Source organism: Streptomyces sp. NBC_01296, from assembly GCF_035984415.1.
In the GTDB taxonomy this organism is placed as follows: domain Bacteria; phylum Actinomycetota; class Actinomycetes; order Streptomycetales; family Streptomycetaceae; genus Streptomyces.
The window spans coordinates 161,994-178,601 of the sequence record NZ_CP130720.1 but is presented as its reverse complement, the minus strand read 5'-3'; the positions used below and the strand labels follow the sequence as shown (position 1 = coordinate 178,601).

At 67.3% G+C, this 16,608-nt stretch carries 16 protein-coding genes and 1 pseudogene; 9 read left to right on the top strand and 8 right to left on the bottom strand.

Features of this window, described 5'->3' with window-relative positions:
• Positions 1-2: 2 nt before the first annotated feature.
• Entirely contained in the window at positions 3-1,064 is a 1,062-nt protein-coding gene (locus OG299_RS00820) for an IS630 family transposase (protein WP_327360024.1), read from the bottom strand.
• A gap of 55 nt (positions 1,065-1,119) precedes the next feature.
• Between OG299_RS00820 and OG299_RS00815 the strand changes: the two genes are divergently transcribed.
• On the top strand, positions 1,120-1,548 hold the full coding sequence (locus tag OG299_RS00815) for a hypothetical protein (protein WP_327360023.1): 429 nt from the start codon (positions 1,120-1,122) through the stop codon (positions 1,546-1,548).
• 156 nt (positions 1,549-1,704) lie between these two features.
• A complete protein-coding gene (locus OG299_RS00810) occupies positions 1,705-2,115 on the top strand; it encodes a hypothetical protein (protein WP_327360022.1) in 411 nt (136 codons plus the stop codon).
• A gap of 441 nt (positions 2,116-2,556) precedes the next feature.
• Here OG299_RS00810 and OG299_RS00805 read toward each other — a convergent pair whose 3' ends face one another.
• Complete coding sequence (locus OG299_RS00805) at positions 2,557-3,396, bottom strand: nucleotidyltransferase domain-containing protein (protein ID WP_327360021.1); 840 nt, start codon at positions 3,394-3,396, stop codon at positions 2,557-2,559.
• A 556-nt stretch (positions 3,397-3,952) separates the two neighbouring features.
• Between OG299_RS00805 and OG299_RS00800 the strand changes: the two genes are divergently transcribed.
• Together OG299_RS00800 and OG299_RS00795 are read left to right on the top strand one after the other, a co-directional pair.
• Complete coding sequence (locus OG299_RS00800; RefSeq protein WP_327360020.1) at positions 3,953-4,285, top strand: GYD domain-containing protein; 333 nt, start codon at positions 3,953-3,955, stop codon at positions 4,283-4,285.
• A gap of 548 nt (positions 4,286-4,833) precedes the next feature.
• Positions 4,834-5,148 carry a hypothetical protein gene (locus OG299_RS00795; RefSeq protein WP_266673959.1) on the top strand — a complete coding sequence of 105 codons (315 nt, stop codon included), beginning with the start codon at positions 4,834-4,836 and terminating at the stop codon, positions 5,146-5,148.
• A 429-nt stretch (positions 5,149-5,577) separates the two neighbouring features.
• Here OG299_RS00795 and OG299_RS00790 read toward each other — a convergent pair whose 3' ends face one another.
• The 3 genes from OG299_RS00790 to OG299_RS00780 all read right to left on the bottom strand — a co-directional run bounded on the left by OG299_RS00790 (position 5,578) and on the right by OG299_RS00780 (position 8,515).
• Complete coding sequence (locus tag OG299_RS00790) at positions 5,578-6,384, bottom strand: aminoglycoside phosphotransferase (protein ID WP_327360019.1); 807 nt, start codon at positions 6,382-6,384, stop codon at positions 5,578-5,580.
• A gap of 568 nt (positions 6,385-6,952) precedes the next feature.
• Positions 6,953-7,627 (bottom strand): hypothetical protein, encoded by a 675-nt coding sequence (locus tag OG299_RS00785; protein WP_327360018.1) that lies wholly within the window; start codon positions 7,625-7,627, stop codon positions 6,953-6,955.
• 453 nt (positions 7,628-8,080) lie between these two features.
• Complete coding sequence (locus OG299_RS00780; protein WP_327360017.1) at positions 8,081-8,515, bottom strand: hypothetical protein; 435 nt, start codon at positions 8,513-8,515, stop codon at positions 8,081-8,083.
• 402 nt (positions 8,516-8,917) lie between these two features.
• Between OG299_RS00780 and OG299_RS42550 the strand changes: the two are divergent.
• Positions 8,918-9,269 (top strand): annotated as a pseudogene (locus OG299_RS42550) (transposase); the annotation flags it as partial.
• Between the two features lie 317 nt (positions 9,270-9,586).
• On the opposite strand, the gene OG299_RS00770 reads toward OG299_RS42550, so the two are convergent.
• Positions 9,587-9,856, bottom strand: a complete 270-nt coding sequence (locus OG299_RS00770; RefSeq protein WP_327360015.1) for a chaplin — start codon at positions 9,854-9,856, stop codon at positions 9,587-9,589.
• 564 nt (positions 9,857-10,420) lie between these two features.
• Between OG299_RS00770 and OG299_RS00765 the strand changes: the two genes are divergently transcribed.
• The 4 genes from OG299_RS00765 to OG299_RS00750 all read left to right on the top strand — a co-directional run bounded on the left by OG299_RS00765 (position 10,421) and on the right by OG299_RS00750 (position 13,946).
• Positions 10,421-10,711, top strand: a complete 291-nt coding sequence (locus OG299_RS00765) for an FAD-binding protein (RefSeq protein WP_327364419.1) — start codon at positions 10,421-10,423, stop codon at positions 10,709-10,711.
• Between the two features lie 57 nt (positions 10,712-10,768).
• Entirely contained in the window at positions 10,769-11,605 is an 837-nt protein-coding gene (locus OG299_RS42545; RefSeq protein WP_442817467.1) for a hypothetical protein, read from the top strand.
• A gap of 172 nt (positions 11,606-11,777) precedes the next feature.
• On the top strand, positions 11,778-12,554 hold the full coding sequence (locus tag OG299_RS00755; RefSeq protein ID WP_327360013.1) for an alpha/beta fold hydrolase: 777 nt from the start codon (positions 11,778-11,780) through the stop codon (positions 12,552-12,554).
• A 45-nt stretch (positions 12,555-12,599) separates the two neighbouring features.
• Entirely contained in the window at positions 12,600-13,946 is a 1,347-nt protein-coding gene (locus tag OG299_RS00750; protein WP_327360012.1) for an IS630 family transposase, read from the top strand.
• Positions 13,947-13,981: 35 nt separating this feature from the next.
• Here the strand turns inward: OG299_RS00750 and OG299_RS00745 are convergent, their stop codons facing one another.
• A complete protein-coding gene (locus OG299_RS00745) occupies positions 13,982-15,115 on the bottom strand; it encodes an IS630 family transposase (RefSeq protein WP_327360011.1) in 1,134 nt (377 codons plus the stop codon).
• Positions 15,116-15,358: 243 nt separating this feature from the next.
• The gene (locus OG299_RS00740) at positions 15,359-16,393 is read right to left on the bottom strand and encodes a PP2C family protein-serine/threonine phosphatase (RefSeq protein WP_327360010.1); all 1,035 of its coding nucleotides are present in this window, start codon (positions 16,391-16,393) and stop codon (positions 15,359-15,361) included.
• Positions 16,394-16,608 lie beyond the last annotated feature (215 nt).

Below are 16,608 nucleotides of genomic sequence, written 5' to 3'. Positions count from 1 at the left end.
GATCAGAAACTCAAAGGGTTCTCGTCCAGGACGTAGCGGACGTGTGGGCCGCCGAAGTAGCCGCGGACGATGTGTGGTTGACGCTGGCGTCTGTGGAAGAACCTGCGGGTTTCGGCGGCGAGTTCGGCCTGGTTCCTGGCCCGGTGGGTGTGGAGCAGGCTGCGTTTGAGGTCGGCGTTGACCAGCTCGTCCGGGTTCAGTTCGGGTGAGTACGAGGGCAGGAAGTGCAGCTCGATCTGGTCCTGGTGGCCGGCGAGCCAGGCCTGGACGGTCTTCGAGCGGTGGGCCGAGTGCCGGTCGACGATCAGGTGGACCTTCCGGTCGAAGTGCCCGACGATCCGGGCGAGGAAGCGGCACATGACCTTCGCGTCGAACGACTCGGTGAAGACCATGAAGTGCATCCGGCCACGGGTGCTGATCGCGGACATCGCGTTCACGGAGAACCGGTTCCCGGTGCGGCGGACGATGGGAGTCATGCCCTTGGCCCCCCAGGTGCGGCCGGTGACCTGGTCCGAGCGGACCCCGACCTGGTCGCCGAAGAGAACTTCGCCGTTCTCCGCCTTCGCCCTGGCCCGGATCGCCGGCCAGGTCTCCTCGCGCCAGAGGCGGACCGCTTCCGGGTCCTGCTCGACCGCCCGCTTGTCCGGACGTTGGAAGGTCAGCCCCCAACGCTTGAGGTACTTGCCCACCCCGGGCTCGGTGAAGCGGACCCGGTACAGCTTGAAGATCAGCTCGCCTATCTGCCCCCGTGTCCACAGCTGACCAGAAAGCCCCAGGTCGGAGGGGATGTGATCGAGGACAGCCTGCCGGACGGCTGCCTGCTCGGCCTCCGACAGGACTTGATGCTCACCCACGCGACGGCCTCGCGGGCGGGAGAGCAGTGCGTCCCGGCCGCCGGCCCGCCACTTCGCCCACCAGTTGTCCACGGCCCTGGCCGACACCTTGAACAGGGAGGCAACCTCTACCCGGTCCCGGCCCTCCACCAGCGCGGACACCGCCAGCAACCGCACGGCCTCCTGCGCGTCCGGCGGCCAGGCCCGCGCATCCCCCACCAGATCACTCACACACCATCAACGAGCATGAACCCAAAGCGTTTCGGATCAATACGAGGGAAACTGAATGCGGACCAGCGAGGACAACCTCATCGAGCTCATCCGGAGCAGTGGCCTTGAGGTGGACGGGGTCCAGGGCAACGAACCCGGCCCATCGGTCGACATGGCCTGGCGCGCCATGGCGGGTTTCGGCGTGGAGCCCAGCGCATCCTTCCCCTTGAAGGGAGACCTCGGGGGAGTCCACCAGCTGTGGCTTGAACATGCCCGTCAAGCCGATATCGTCATCGATGATGGGACGTTCCTCCTCACGGCGGTCGTGACCGGAAGCTCTGAGGTCGGCTGGGTCCGTGTGCGCCTCACCGAGACCGCCGACGTATCCCGCCTCGTCGATGACCAAGGGCGAATCGAATTCATCGCCCGGTCCCCATCCGGCCACCACATCTGCGGTATCACCGCAGAGGAATACGACTACTGGATTGTCAGCCTGAACCTCTGACGGCGGCCACATCGGGGTCACGCATCCGACCCGGGTACCACTGGCCATGGCCGAAGCTGGGACACCTTCTCCCGGTGGCGGGGGTCAGATGGAGATCATGGAATTCGAAGACCGAGCCGGACTGATCCCAGTCGGCCCACCCACGGAGATCCCCAAGTGACAGAAGCAGATCCCGGCGTCGTGGTCACCTGGGCCCCGGGCGACACCACGGTCCGGTGGAGTGGGCCGGCAGGGCGCGCCGAGAAGTCGTACGAGCGTCCGCCGCAGGATGTCATGGCGTGGCGGGAGGACGACGAGACGCTGGTCGTGGTGGTGGAAGCCATCAACACTGCACCGTTCACCCCGGCGGACAACGCGGTGGTCTTCCGGGCCGACGGCTCGGAGCGGTTCCGGCTGCACCCGCCGCGTGGCCTGGTGTACACGCCGAGCGAAGTGCACGGCTTCTACCTCGCCGTGCCGCAGGACGGCCGACCGCTCATGATCATGGTCACGCGCAACGCGGGTGATTTCCAGGGCCGCATCGACCTGGAGGCCAGCGAGATCGTGGACACCAACACCTGGCGATGAGCTGAGGAAGAGCCAAGTGGCAGAAGAAGATCCTGACCCCGTGATCACATGGGTCCGGGGCGACAGTATGGTCCGGTGGAGCGGCCCCGCCGGGACCGTCGAGAAGTCGTACGAGCTTCCGCCCGAGTCCGTCATGGCCTGGCGGGAGTAGGACAAGACGATGGTGCTGGTGGTGGAAGCAAGACCGCCCCGAGCCGCCGGCCCGAAAGACCACCGCGTTGTCCGACGGCGTGAAGGGCGCGCCGTTGAGCGCTGGCCCGGAGCGGTGGTGAAGGAGGCCAACCCCGAGTGGTCCTGACCCCTCCCTTCGAGCCGATGCTCGCCCAGGCCGCCGAGTCCGTCCCCGGTCCCGGCGTTCTGGCGGGCGGCCTGGCCCTGGAGAAGAAGTTATGGACGGGGTTGCCAGCTGTCCGTTGTCGGCCGCGGTGCTGGCACTCTGTGTCAGCGCGCCGCGGCAACCGAGTCGATGGTGCCGTGCCAGGTCCTGCGGTATCCCTCGCGGAGAGGGCCGCCGACGAGGTCGAGCACCTTCAACGCTGCGCTGATCAGTGCTGCGGGGTCGCCTGACCCGCACAAGCGGTGGTGTCCTTCGAGAAGGGCGGCTCCGCGCTGTGGGTCGGCTTCCAACAGGCGGCGGGGAAACCACTTCCCGCCGCCGATCCACGCGTGATGGTGGTCGCAGAGCAGATCGGCGGCGGCATTGACCACGTACCCGGCCACGGCCAGACGCTCGATGGGGTCACTCGCGTCAGCGAGGTCGTCAAGTGCGTCCGTCAGACCGTAGCGTTTCGTATCGACGGCCTGCGTTTCCAGTGCAGGCGGACCTCCGCGGAGGTCCGCTTCGGCCAGGGCGCGAGCGCGCCCGGCTTCGCCATCGGAATCGACCAGAACCAGACCGGAGGCATACATGTTCTGGAGGACCGCCCGCCGTGCGGCGACGTCTGCGGCGAAGAGCTCGAGGAGACCGGTACGGGTGTGGACGAAGAGTTCTACGACACGTTCCTCGAACCGGATGGTCTCCCGGCAGGTTACGCCGCCGTCCTCGATGAGCACCGCGATGTCCAGGTCACTGTTGGCAGTGGCTCGTCCCGTAGCCGTGGAGCCGGCGAGGATCACCGAGAGCGCATCTGGAAATCGGCTGCGGACGAGACGTCGCGCCTGGTCGATGGGGTCTGCATGCATGAGCGGCAGAGTGTCAGGTTCGGAGGGCTTGGCGGTCAGATCGACTCGGTGCGCCTCCACCATCGACGCGGGCAAGGTCAGAGGAATAGTGTGAACCATGATCGGAATTATCCGATGCTCCACTGACACAAGCCGTAGCCGCGGTCGCGCGGTATCGCCGGGGCGGTGAGCAACTGGTCTGGCAGCACCAGCGCCCGGTCCGCCACGGATCGCAAGAACGGTCCACAACCCTCATCGGGCGGAGACCAGCAGGCCCGACTTTCCCGTTGCGCCGAAGAACGTGGCCGCCGGGGTCGCCAGCTGATCCTGACCTGTCTTGACACCCCCCCAGGGGTAGTCGGGGCCGGGCTCGGTCAGAGGCTCCCCGACCTGCCGGGCCTCCGGGCACACGCGCACCGTTAGGCCGACCGCGCGCAGCCGGCCCGACTGGTCGTGGCGGCCGAGGAGGAGAAGTCTTCCAGGGTCCGCCGTCCCCGCAGAGGCCGTCAGCGGGCTCAACGGTGATCAGGGTAGGCACCACCGCCCGGCGGCCCCACTCACCGTCGACTGTGGGCCGTGCTGGTCATCGTTCCCGGCTGTTTGGGGGATCCGCGGGCTGCATCCGGCGCGTCCCCCACCCAGCGTGGCATCCCTTGGCAAAACGAAGGAGAACAGGATGCCGCTCTATCTATCGAGGTTCAGCTACACGCCGGAGACATGGGCGAGGCTGATCGGCCACCCCGAGGACCGTGCAGAGGCCGCACGGTCGTACATCGAGTCCGTCGGCGGGAAGCTCCACGGCTTCTGGTATGCCTTCGGCACGCACGACGGCTACAACCTGTGGGAAGCTCCGGACAACGTGTCCATGGCTGCCGTTGCGCTCGCGATCAGTGGAGGCGGCGCGCTCAGCTCGTTCGAGACGACCGTTCTCCTGACCGTCGATGAAACGCTGGGTGCCCTACACAGAGCCGGCCAAGTCCGGTATCGGTCTCCCGGCGCGGAACGATGAGCAACCCTGGAAATCTGTGATCGGCCACTCACTATCGGCCTCCGCCCTTGGCAGAGCTAGTACGGCAACGGTCTTTTCCGTGATGGTTTGTCGGTTTCTGGTGGTGTGTGGCCGCGCGGGTCTGTCAAACGAACGATTTACAGTCCCCTCCCTGGAAGCCGACATCCGAGCCTGTGCCAAGCAGTGGAACGAAAACCCGACCCCGTTCACCTGGACCAAGACAGCCGAAGAGATCCTCGACTCACTCGCCCGCTTCTGCCAACGGATCTCCGGCGCAGGACACTAGCTAGGGCCTGTGTGATGTCGTGATCACTTCCTGGGTTCTGTCCTCTTCCTGGGGTGGAAGCCGGTAGGACTGTGGTCGTGACTCGTAGGCAACTCACCAATGCCCAGTGGAAGTTCATCGAGCCGTACCTGCCGATCGGTAGGTACGGCCCGTACCCGGAGCGGTTGCGGGAACAGTTCGATGGTGGTCCAGGCCCCAGGCCAGCACCCACGCCGGTACCCGACACTTCGCCAGTACGCTGATCTTGTTAGCGTCCTTTGCCATGACGACTGACGATTTCCGCTGTGATCTCACTGCCATCTGCAAGGCGGCGGACAGCGGTTACCTGCTGCAAGTGGTTCGCGAGGGAAGTCGCGAGCCCCTCGCCGAGAAGGACCTCTCGCACTGGCCTGACTGGCCGACATTCCCGGCCGACGCAGCCCATGCGGCGGGGTGTGAGCTCGTCATGCTCGGCTACATGATCTGGCCTGACACGGTCACCTCCGACTCGCTGATCGGATGGCGTCCTCTACAGGGCCAGCAGGCATGGTCGGCGAAGGTCGGCACCTTCGCCCAACTGCAGGCTGCCGGTATCTGACGGCAGCCGGCTGCGAGGTCGTCTGGCCGCAGGCGGAGTGTGGTACCCGACTGAGCACGCATCTGGCCAGGCGGGCCAACTACGTCGGTCAGGGAAACTGAGCAGTCGTCATGTGGGAGTTCTCGCTTCGCTGTCGAGGACGATTCTCTTTTCGGTGTCAGGGGTCTGGGTCTGGGCGGTATAACGGGGTCTCCAGGTTCCGCGGGCTGTTGAGTTGGGGATGGGGTCCTGTTCGGGGTGGACAGGTAGTGAGGACCAGTTGGTCATCGGGTGTGCTCGCCTGCGCGGACAGTCATGGTGGCCTCTTGCGCTCGAGGGTCTCCGGTGTGTCCCGCCGAAGGCCTGCGGCTGCGCATCTGGCTGCATCGGGCGGGGCGTACAGATGCTTGGGTGCGGCTTCACCAGCTACCTGGGACCGGTGGCCCGCGGTCAGCTCCAGTGTGCGGCCCATGCGCGGGCGGCGGCGATCGTCTCGTCGAGCTCGGTCATCCCGTATTTCTGCCAGGCTTCCCAGGAGCGCGCCTCGGCTTCGGTGAGGGCGCGTACGGCTTCGCGGGGGGCGCTCGCGAACGCGGGGATGGACTGTGCCCAGCGGGCCGCCTGTTCGGGGGTCTGCCAGCCGTCCAGGACGAGCCGCATCCCCCACAGGGCGGCGTCGATCCAGGCCGGGCCGCGCATCGCCCAGGCCCAGTCGGTCAGCCACACCCGATGGTTCTCCCCGATCATGAAGTTGCTGGCGGCCGGGTCGGAGTGCACGAGCCGGTCACCGGTGAACAGGTGCTCGTCGGCCGGGTTGCAGTACTCACCCCACCGGTCCCACGCTGTCCTTGCGAGTGTCTGGGGCGCGGGGCGCACGCTCAGCTCGCGCAGCACGGCGGCGATCGGCTCCAGGTGGTCGCTGCTCTGGGCGAACCACGCCCATGGGGTGGCGGTCACGCCCTGAAAGGCGACCAGCAGCCAGCCGCCCGCCTCCGTCCGCCACAGCACCTTCGGTGCGCAGGTGGGCAGGAACGGGTTGACGGCCGCCTCCGCTTCGAGTTCATCCAGCCGCTCGTGGTCCAGCGGGAGCCCCTTGATGAACTGCTTGGGGGCGCCCGGAGGGAAGAACAGGGAGGCCAGTGAGCTGCTGGTGCCGTTGTCCATGTCGACGCGCGGGCAGCCGGGCCCGACCCGGTCGGCCACGGCCTGCCGGGTGGCTTCGGGGAGGTCCTCGTACGGGAGCCGGTCCACGCGCACAGCAGTCAGCTCTCCTTATCGGGGCTGGGGCGGGTTGGGCGGCATCGGAGGGTTCTTGTCCGGGCGGGTGGGGGCGGTCGTCGGGCGACCCTTCGGCGGGGTGGAGGTGGGAGCGGCGGGAGGACGGCGGTGGAGTAAGGGGGTCGTCATGGCGGCGAAGCTACCGGTCGCCGGCCGGCCACCGCCGGGCATCGCAGGGATTGGCCGAGATCCTCCCCGGACAAGGCCCCATCGCTTGGTCCGCCCCGGCCTGAGCCTCGCACGTGCGCGCGGGGGAAGGCCCCGGACTCTCGAATTGTGGCCCACGAAGCCGCGAGCGGCAGCACGACCCCGAGGCCGCGTGGAGGCGCGTGGAGGACCTGCTCGCGATCCGGGGCACACGCCACTACCCGGACGTGGTGCGGACCCTGGGAGATCTGGGAGCGCTGGCCGACCGAGAGCGCACCAGCGAGGCCTTCGCCCAGTGCTACAGCCGGTTCATGGCCCGGCCGGACTCGCGCGCCCGCCGACGCGCTGCTGCGGCAGGTCGTGGCTCCGACCGCTGGCGGGAGTCGGTGCTGGCTCGCGGTCAGCGGCGTAGGACGCTGACGACTCGTTCTCGGCCCAGGATGGGGGCGCTTTCGCAACCTGCGGGGGTAACCAGGTAGGGGCCGACCCACTTACGGGAGAAGCCGGTGGGGTCGTTGTGATCGGGGTAGGTGCGCCGGTGTGGACGAACAAACCACTGGTGCCGGTAGACGCGGCCCGCGGTGTCCCGGGCCCCGTGGTCGTCGTCCGGTGCGGGCCGGATGGACTGGCGGAGGGTGATGTAGCGGACCGGTGCGTCGGGATGCTCGGCACCCGCCCGGCGCAGGCGCTTGAGAGCGGCCCCGGCGGGCCTCACCCGCTCCTCCTGCCACATGCCCCGGCGCTCGTCGGCGGGTTGCCGGATCAGCAGCAGGGTGGCCAAGAACGTCCGGACCACCCTCAGCTGGTCGTCGTTGGTGCCGCCGACACGGTCGGCCCCCATCTTGTACCGGTCCTTGGCGGGGCGGCCGTACTTGTCGACCGCCCAGGCGCTCTTCACCTCGTTCCAGTCGGTCTCGGTGTTCAGCGCGATCGTCGCGCCGAAGCCGACGGCCAGGTCACCGGCGAGCGTCATCCCGACCTGGCCGGCCCAGACCGGATCGGCCTTCCTGCCGAGCTCCTCCAGGGCGCGCCGGTATGGTCCGGCGTCGTCCAGGACCAGGACGCGCAGTGTCATTCCGGCCCGGCACCACAGAACGGCCCGCGGCCGGCCGAGGGTCGTCGTGTGCGCGCTCGGGTCCTCCGACCAAGGCCGTCCACCCCGACCAGTAGCGGCCCCGAAGAACACCTGCCGCGCCCCCTTCCCGAAGGTGCTGCATCACGAGGGCAGCAGCGCCCCGGAGCTGATCGGCTCCGGGGCGCTGCTGTGTGTCCGGTGCGGCCGGACGACGGTCGTGACCAGCGAGGTGAAGAGTTCGTCTGTACGACCGGCGCCAGTTGCGCAGACTTACCTTGCATCTTCGGCGACGGACCGCGCCCCCGATCGCCGTTCCAGCTCGCGAACCCCAGCCGTATTGTCCTGTCGCGGCGCAGTTTGGTCAGCCTCACCGGAATGTAAGCGAGGGCTGAGTGCCATCGGAGAGTGACGCCGCCTCGGCCGTACCCAGCGCGGCCGAGGCGCGTCACGCGACTACGACTCCCGGACGAACTCGAAAATCCAGCTGTGGTCCCCGTTGGAACTGGACGTCAGCTCCAGGATGGGCGGGAAGATCGGGATCCGCCCGGGCCCGATCGTCAGGGACGGTCCGCCACCGGCAGCAACGATGGTGAAGGTTTTCGGCCCCGAACCTTGGGTGATCTTCCACTCGTTGGAAGGGAAGTCACTCACCCGCAGGATCACCCTCGCGCCTTCCTTCGGGTCGCCGTCGTGGCACACGAACGGGACGGGCCAGTAGGGGGAGGGCTTAGCGATGGAGTAGTTGTCCCCGCTGGTGCACCGCACCGCAAACTCCTGCCGTGCATCATCCTGGGCAGGCAGAAGGGTGACGGTCCTCTCGTCCGTCGAGGTGAGGCGTGTCTCGTCGTCGAGGCTCATGCGGTAGATGCCGTCGGGCAGGGCTCCCATGGGTGACTCCTTCGCCTGATGCGTGCCGCAGTCGCGACCGACCCTACTGGTCGTCAGCTTCCTGCAGCGGCAGGCGCGCCGACAGAGAGCACTTCGGCCAGCGGCTTGAACCGCACTGCGCCGTGGATGCGCCCTCCGCCGCCCGGCATGACGTCCTTGTCCCTTCCCGTTCGAAGATCCACCGTCGACCGAGTCCGACCCAGACCAGCCACGGTGAGATGTCAACTTGCCTGATAAGGGCAGACCTAACCGATACCGGACACGTAGGCAAGATCCAACTGGAATGTGCGGTGTTCGATGCAAGGTGAAGTTGGAATGTGCAAGGTCCACCTGCACAGGACACTGTGTCTGCTGCGGGTCTGTACGGTCAACGGTGGATCTTCGAATAGGAAGTGACGCCTGATGATAGAAGTGACCGTGTCGGCGGAGGCCTTGGCGGAAGTGCAGCCGTCCGGGTTGGTGCCGGACGCTCTGGACGATCAGCTGATCAGTCAGCTGGTGGACCGGGCCAAGGCGACGGGATCAAACTGACTGGCCGGGGTGGTCTGCTGCAGCAGCTCACGAAGAGGATCCTCGAGCCCGCTCTGGAAGGCGAGATCACTGACCACCTCGGGCATGAGAAGCATGAGAGGCCCGGCTCGGGCAAGACCCGGAAGGGGGCCGGTCGAGGACTGTGGTGACCGAGGTCGGCCCGGTCGTGCTCGAGGTCCCGCGGGACCGGGAGGGCTCGTTCGAGCCGCAGATCGTCAAGAGGTGCTGCGCGGGCCGGGGTGAGCTTGGGCCCTGGCCTCGGCCGCCTCGCGCACCGGTAACAAGCGGCATCACCACAGCCACGCCTGACAGTGTCCAACCGCATACCCAAACGGCTCCTCTTCCCGACGACGGAGCCGCTGCGTATACCCGAAGGCTGCAGCGCACAGCCCGGCACGATGCGGCCTCCCCTGGGGAAGGAAGGGGAGGCCGATTTCGATACCGGGCTGTGCGCTGCGGCTGGTTCAGTTGGCGCTGGGTGAGACGGCGCGCTGTGTGCGCCGGGTCCAGGGCCTGGTGGTGTCAGTACTCGCCGTGCTGCTAGCCCTTGTAGTGGCCTTCCTTGTGCCCGCTGGCGTTGATGCAGGTGTTGCCGAAGGCGGGGTTGAGGAGACCGACGACGTTGACGGTGTTGCCGCAGACGTTGACGGGGATGTGGATGGGGACCTGGACGACGTTGCCGGACAGGACGCCGGGGGACCCGATGGCGGCGCCCTCGGCGGTGGCGTCGGCGGCGGCCATGCCGGCCCCGCCTGCCAGGACGGCACCGGCGGCGGCGGTAGCGGCTACGGCCTTGGCGATACGGAACATGGAAATTCTCCTTGAACTCACGGTTTGCCGGGGGAATCCAGCTCGGACGACGCACCCCACAACCGCCCGGACCGCCTGACCGTTACGGGCACTGGGCCGAATCGGTGACCCGATACCGGCGTGTGGCTTACGAGCTCTGCCCTGACCGCTACGACACCCGCGGCGCCTGCCCCCGACCGTGGCGGGATACGAAGGGGCGGGGGTATGGAGGTGTCAGCTTCGGGCGTCAACGCACCCCGTTCGATGTCACACAGGGTGTCGAACGCTGTGCTTGTGATGCGGGGCGCCGGCTGGTTGCGGCTATGGTCGGGCGCAGTCCGCGCCGATAGGGCGTGCGCGGGCGAGGCCCGGTGACCAGAGCGCTCTGGCGGTAGCAGTACCGGGCCGCCCCCACACCAGTCCGGGCCGCTTCCGCGCTCGGCCTGAGTCCGGCTGCGGCGGGAAACGTGCTGGCCCGGTGCGGCGGCTGGAGTCCCTACCGCTGACCCGTCTGGCGAGCCTCAGGTACGGAGGCGCGAGGGTGTTGGCCGTTGAAGACGTGCGCAATCAACGCATCAACGCCGAATACCGGCGCGCCGCCGAGTCGACAAACCCGCCGACCGCCGGAGCGTCCGCGTCGACCCCGTACGGCGGACGGCGCGTGCCGAGGGCGGCGCGACCTGGGGCGACTTCAACGCGGCGACGTACGCCTTCGGGCTGGCGACGACCGGTGGGATCATCTCCACCACCGGCGTCGGCGGCCTCACCCTGGGCGGCGGCATCGGCTGCCTCGACCGCGGACTGGGTCTGAGCTGCGACAACCTGGTTTCGGCCGATGTGGTGACGGCGGAGGGACAGCTCGTCGTGGCGAGCTAGCGGGAGCATGAGGACCTCTTCTGGGCGTTGCGCGGCGGTGGTGGCAATTTCGGCGCGGTGACCTCCTTCGAATTCCGGCTCAGCCCCGTCAAGGACATCTACGGCGGGCCGATCCTCTACGAGCTGGACAGCGCCGGCGCCGTGCTGCGCGGCTACCGGGACTTCATCGCCGACGCGCCGGAGCAGCTCGGCGGGTTCCCGGCCTTCCAGATCGCCCCGCCGCTGCCGTTCATCCCGCAGGACCGGCACGGCGGCACCTTCATCCTGATCGTGTCGTGCTGGGCGGGCCCGACGGAGGAGGGCGAGCGCGCCCTCCGGCCCTTCCACGACTTCGCCCCGGTGGTCGCGGAGCACGTAGGCGTCATGCCGTACCCCGCCCTGAACAGCGCCTTCGACGCGCTGGTGCCGCCTGGTCTCCAGCACTACTGGAAGGCCAACTTCGTGACGGAGCTGAGCGACGAGGCGATCGAGGCGCACCTGGTGCACGGGCCTCGGGTGCCCGCCGTGAACTCGACGGTCCACATCTACCCGATCAACGGCGCCTGCCACCGCGTCGCCCCGGACGCGACGGCCTTCGCCTACCGGGACGCCTCCTTCGCCACCGTCATCGCCGGCATGTGGCCGGACCCCGCCGACAACGAGGCCAACACCGCCTGGGTCCGCGACTACTACGAGGCCACCCCCCCCGCACTCGGAGGAGGGCGGCTACGTCAACTTCATGGCGGACGACGACCAGGACCGCATCCGGGCCAACTACAAGGGGAACTACGACCGCCTTGTCGAGGTCAAGCGCACGTACGACCCGGGGAACCTCTTCCACCTGAACCAGAACATCAGGCCTTAGCCTCACGGTTTCGGTCGGCCGTGGCGGAAACGCGAACAGGGCCTTCCTGACCAGCTGGCCCTTACGGGATCGTCTGGGGGTTCCCGAGCCAGGGTGGCTTGACCAGCAGGATTCATCTGGCTTGCGACGCCTTCGATTGCCCGCTCACGCTGCTACGCCGTCGGAGCGAATCCACGAGCCGACGGGATTCCGGGCCCGGCCCGGAGGGGGAGACCCAGCATTGTGACAGGCCATGGAGCAGGACACGTCATTCCGTATGAGGTGCAGGGCAATGGTCCGGAGCGGGTCCTCGCACTCCACCACTGGCTCAGCGACAGGTCGAGCTTCGGCCATCTGCGGCGGTACCTGGACGGGAGTGCGTTCAGTTACGCGTTCGTGGACTGCCGTGGGTACGGCGAGGCGATGGACACCCCCGGCACGTACACGATGGAGGAGGTCGCGGCGGACGCCCTCGCCGTGGCCGACGACCTCGGCTGGGACACCTTCGCGGTGATCGGTCATTCCATGGGCGGCAAGGCGGCCCAGCAGATGTTGCTGGATGCCCCCTCGCGAGTCCGCTCGATCGTCGGCATCTCGCCGGTACCCGCGTCCGGGTTTCCGCTCGAAGGGGAGATGTGGGAGCTGTTCGTCGGGGCCGTGGAGGATTCTGGCAACCGCAGGACGATCTTTGACGTCACCACCGGCGGTCGGCACGACGATGCATGGCTGGATGCCAGGGTGAGCGGCTCGGAACGCTCCTCGTCGGCTGCCCTGCGCTCCTACCTCGAATCCTGGACTCGCGGCTCCGACATCCACGAGCGGCTCGAGGGAAATCCGACCCCGGTGCTTGTCGTGGCTGGTGCGAACGACCCGGCGATGGGCCCCGACACCATGCGGTCCACCTGGCTGCAGTGGTATCCGAACGCCGAGCTCGAGGTTTTCGACGACGCCGGCCACTTCGCCCCGGATGAGAACCCAGAGGCGCTGGCGACAGTGGTCGAGAGATTCCTCGGACGCTAGTGTTCTGCGCCTGAAATCTCAGGGCTAAGTCTGTAGCCTGTTGTCATGTCGCCAGGTCCTCGTGCCGTCGAAGTCCGCCTGTCCAATGAGGAGCACGCCGAGTTGTCCCGCTGGGCGAGTGGGGCGGTGGCGCCGCGGTTCGCAGAGCGGGCGCGCATTGTGCTGGCGTGCGCAGGCGGGGTGCCGAACGCGCAGGTGGCGGTCAAGGTCGGTGTGACCGCAGCGACGGTGAGGAAGTGGCGCGGGAAGTTCGCCGCCGAGGGGATGGCCGGACTCGAGGATGCCGCCCGAATCGGCAGGCCGAAGGCCGATCTGGTTCTGAGTGAGGCTGAACGGAACCAGTTGGTCCGGTGGGCCCGGCGTGCGAAGACCGCCCAGTTTCTGGCTCTGCGGGCGAGGATCGTCCTGCGTTGTGCGGAGGGCGGGACGAACAGGCAGGCCGCGGTCGAGCTCTGTGTCGATGCCTCGACCGTCGACCGCTGGCGCAGTCGTTTCATCGCCCATCGCCTTGAAGGCCTGGTCGATGAGCCCCGTCCGGGCCGGCCGCCCTCGATTCTCCTTGACCAGGTCGAAGACGTGATCGTGGCGACGCTGGAGTCCACGCCGGGGAAGGATACTCACTGGTCGCGGGCCTCGATGGCAGCTCGGACGGGGCTGTCGAAGTCGACGGTCGGCCGGATCTGGAAGCGGTTCGATCTCAAGCCGCATCTGCAGGATTCCTTCAAGCTGTCCACCGACCCGCAGTTCGTCGACAAGGTCGTCGACGTCGTCGGCTTGTATCACAACCCGCCGGAACGGGCAGTGGTGTTATGCGTGGATGAGAAGAGCCAGATCCAGGCTCTGGACCGTTCACAGCCGGTGCTGCCGATGATGCCGGGCATGCCCGAACGACGCACCCACGACTACCTGCGGCACGGCATCACCAGCCTCTTCGCCGCCTTCAACATCGCCGACGGCACCGTCATCAGCGAACTCCACCGCCGCCATCGCGCGATCGAGTTCAAGAAGTTCCTGGTCACCATAGACAAAGCCGTGCCCCACGAGCTCGACGTGCACCTGGTCTGCGACAACTACGCCACCCACAACACTTCTGAGATCAAGACGTGGCTGGCCAGGCACCCCCGCTTCCATGTCCACTTCACGCCCACAGGCTCCTCCTGGATCAACCAGGTCGAGCGGTGGTTCGGTCTGCTGACCGACAAGCTCATCCGCCGCGGCGTCCACACCTCGGTGAAAGCACTGGAAGACGACATCCGGGCCTGGATCGAGACCTGGAACGAGGACCCGAAACCCTTTACCTGGACGAAGACCGCCGACGAGATTCTCAAGTCCCTCGCCGACTACCTCACCAAGATCACCCCATCCGACCCGAGCAACCAGGCGCAGACTTAGCCCTGAGATTTCGGGCGCAGAACACTAGTGCCGCATCAGGTAACGTTTGCCCTGGTCACGACTTCGCGTAGGTGGTGGTCGCCGGCGTTTTTGTTCCGCCAGATGATGTAGCGGCGGTTCATGCTGCCCTGGGCCTTGTGGCTGGGGTGGTCGGTGCCGTCGAGGGCGAAGTAGCGCAAGGTTGTGAACTGGGCCTCGATGCGGTTGAGCCAGGAGCTGTTGGTGGGTGTGTAGGCGATCTCGACGTTGTTCGCCGCTGCCCACGTCCCGACTCGCTGGCACCGTTTCGTCGTCAGGTGCGGCGAGTAGTTGTCACAGACGATCGCAATGCGCACGTCCGCCGGGTGCAGGGAGCGTAGGTAGCGGCAGAACTCCAGGAACTTCGATCGGTTCTTGGTGTTCTTGATGTGGCCGTAGAGCTGGTCCTTGGCGAGGTCGTAGGCGGCGAACAGGTGCCGCACCCCGTGCGGGCGGGTGTAGGTCGCCCGGCGGCGGGGCCGGGGATCGCGGTCGGGGTCCTTGTGTCGGCCGCCGCGCTCCGCCCACTGCCTCCCGGGGTGGGGCTGGAGGTTGAGCGGTCCGAACTCGTCCATGCAGAAGACGACTTCGGGTTCGCCTTCCTCGGGTATGACCTCGCCGTCGGCGATCGCATAGAGGTGCTCGACTCTGGCCTTCTTGGCGGCGTAGTCGGGGTCGCGGGAGGTCTTCCAGGTCTTCACGCGTTGAAACGAGACGCCTTCCTCGCGGAGCAGGACCCGAAGTCGCTCGTGGCTGATGTCGTCGACCACCCCCTCGGCGACCAGGAAGTCGGCCAGCTTGGCCAGGCTCCAGGTCGAGAACGGCAGGCCGTGCTCGGCCGGCTTGGACTTGGCGATCTTCTCGATCTCCCGGCGTTCGGGCAGTGTGAAAGTCCTGGGCCGGCCGCCTTTGTACTTGGGATAGAGCGAGTCGAAGCCGTCGGAGTTGAAGTTGTGGATCACGTCGCGAACCCGGTCCGCGCTGGTGAACGTCACTTCCGCGATCTTCGCCACGGGCATGCTCTGCGCTGATAACAGCACCATCTGGGCCCGCCGCCAGGTCACCACCGACCCAGTTCCTCTGCGGACAATCCGCAGCAACCGTCTGCCCTCGTCATCGTCAATCTCCCGGACCCGCACACGCTCAGCCACGTGATCATTCTGACCGTCCAGTGCCCTCCAGCGCAGCAAACCGAACGATGCTTCACTCGGGGCGAACGTTGCCTGAAGCGGCACTAGTTGGGCGTTGTGTCGTAGAGGTAGGCCGGCCGTCAGAGTCGCGCCTCTTGCGGTGTCGTTGACGAAGCGGTGAGCATGTGGAGCACCTCGAGCGGGGAACTGCCTGAGTGGGTGGGCCCGGTCGGCCCTATCGGCGCGGCGTCAGGCGGTCGGCCGTCACTGGACGCGCTGGATTGCGACCATCGCGGCGTCGTCCCCCAGGACTCCTCCTGCGGCATGGGCGAGGAGATCGCTGTGCAGGTGACGCAGCAGATCGTGCGGGCCTGCGCCGGGGAAAGTGGCGATGCGTTCCTGCAGGGGATAGAAGGCTCCGCTCCCGTCACGTGCCTCAAGAACGCCGTCTGTGTAGAGGAGCAGCGTGTCTCCCGGCGCATAGGCGAAGGTCTCCGTGGCGACGTTGGGGTGCAAGAGCTCGGCCAAGCCCAGGGGTGGTGCGGGAAGTTCCACCTCGAGAGGGAGGACGTGGTGGCCGCGGATCAAGAGGGGCGGTGGGTGGCCGCAGCTGATGATGTGGAGCTCGGGTTCGTGGTCGGGGATGTCGAGGACGGCCGCGGTGACGAACCGTTCGTTCTGGTCACCGATTTCCTTGGCAGGGATGTCGGCATCGTCCAGGTCCGAGGCGACGGCTTCCTCCAGGTAGGCGACCAGCTCAGGCAGTTCGCCGACGTGGCGGGCGGCGGCTCGGAAGGCGCCGAGTACGAGGGCTGCCTCCCCGACGGCCTCCAGGCCCTTGCCTCGTACGTCGCCGATGATCAACCGGGTCCCTTGCGCGGTGCGGGCGGCGGCATACAGGTCACCGCCGATTTGCGCCTCGGCGACGGCGGACAGGTACATGGAGGCGATGCGCAGCGGGCCGATCCGTTCACGCAGTGGCCGCAGCACCACTTGTTGCGCGGTCTCGGCCACTGAACGCAATTGGATCATTTCCTTCTCGTGCACTTCGCGGAGATGGGCAAAGACAGTCACGAACACGGAGATCAGAACGAGGGCGCTGATCTGGAAGGTGTGGTTCAGGTCAGTGACGCTGCCACGCACCATCGCGGTTTGGGCCAGGACGGCGACGGCCCCGATGACGGCTGTGATCCAGGGTCCGGCGAATGAGGCAGTGATGGCGGGGGCGGCGACCAGAAACGGGCCGAGGTGCACGTCGGACGGGGCCAGAACATCGACCACTGTCACCAGGGCGATCATCGCAAGAGGGACCGCCAGTATTGCCTTTCCCGCCTCCCCTGACCGGCGGCTGCCGCCCGCTCGCCCTGCTTGAAGATCCATCCCTCCTGAATACACCGCTTCTACGTGAGTCCGAGGAGGCGCTGACGCCAACACCCTTGCGGCACGCCCTTTGGGTCAGCCGGGTAACCGCTGACGGATTGCCACCGCCCCGGGGTCGGGCGATCGCGGGTCAC

Bases quoted from the DNA above. Each gene is read 5' to 3' on its own strand.
- OG299_RS00815 (WP_327360023.1), top strand. From the start codon at position 1,120: ATGCGGACCAGCGAGGACAACCTCATCGAGCTCATCCGGAGCAGTGGC.
- OG299_RS00805 (WP_327360021.1), bottom strand. From the start codon at position 3,396: ATGGTTCACACTATTCCTCTGACCTTGCCCGCGTCGATGGTGGAGGCG.
- OG299_RS00800 (WP_327360020.1), top strand. From the start codon at position 3,953: ATGCCGCTCTATCTATCGAGGTTCAGCTACACGCCGGAGACATGGGCG.
- OG299_RS00795 (WP_266673959.1), top strand. From the start codon at position 4,834: ATGACGACTGACGATTTCCGCTGTGATCTCACTGCCATCTGCAAGGCG.
- OG299_RS00785 (WP_327360018.1), bottom strand. From the start codon at position 7,627: ATGACACTGCGCGTCCTGGTCCTGGACGACGCCGGACCATACCGGCGC.
- OG299_RS00780 (WP_327360017.1), bottom strand. From the start codon at position 8,515: ATGGGAGCCCTGCCCGACGGCATCTACCGCATGAGCCTCGACGACGAG.
- OG299_RS00770 (WP_327360015.1), bottom strand. From the start codon at position 9,856: ATGTTCCGTATCGCCAAGGCCGTAGCCGCTACCGCCGCCGCCGGTGCC.
- OG299_RS00750 (WP_327360012.1), top strand. From the start codon at position 12,600: ATGTCGCCAGGTCCTCGTGCCGTCGAAGTCCGCCTGTCCAATGAGGAG.
- OG299_RS00740 (WP_327360010.1), bottom strand. From the start codon at position 16,393: ATGATCGCCCTGGTGACAGTGGTCGATGTTCTGGCCCCGTCCGACGTG.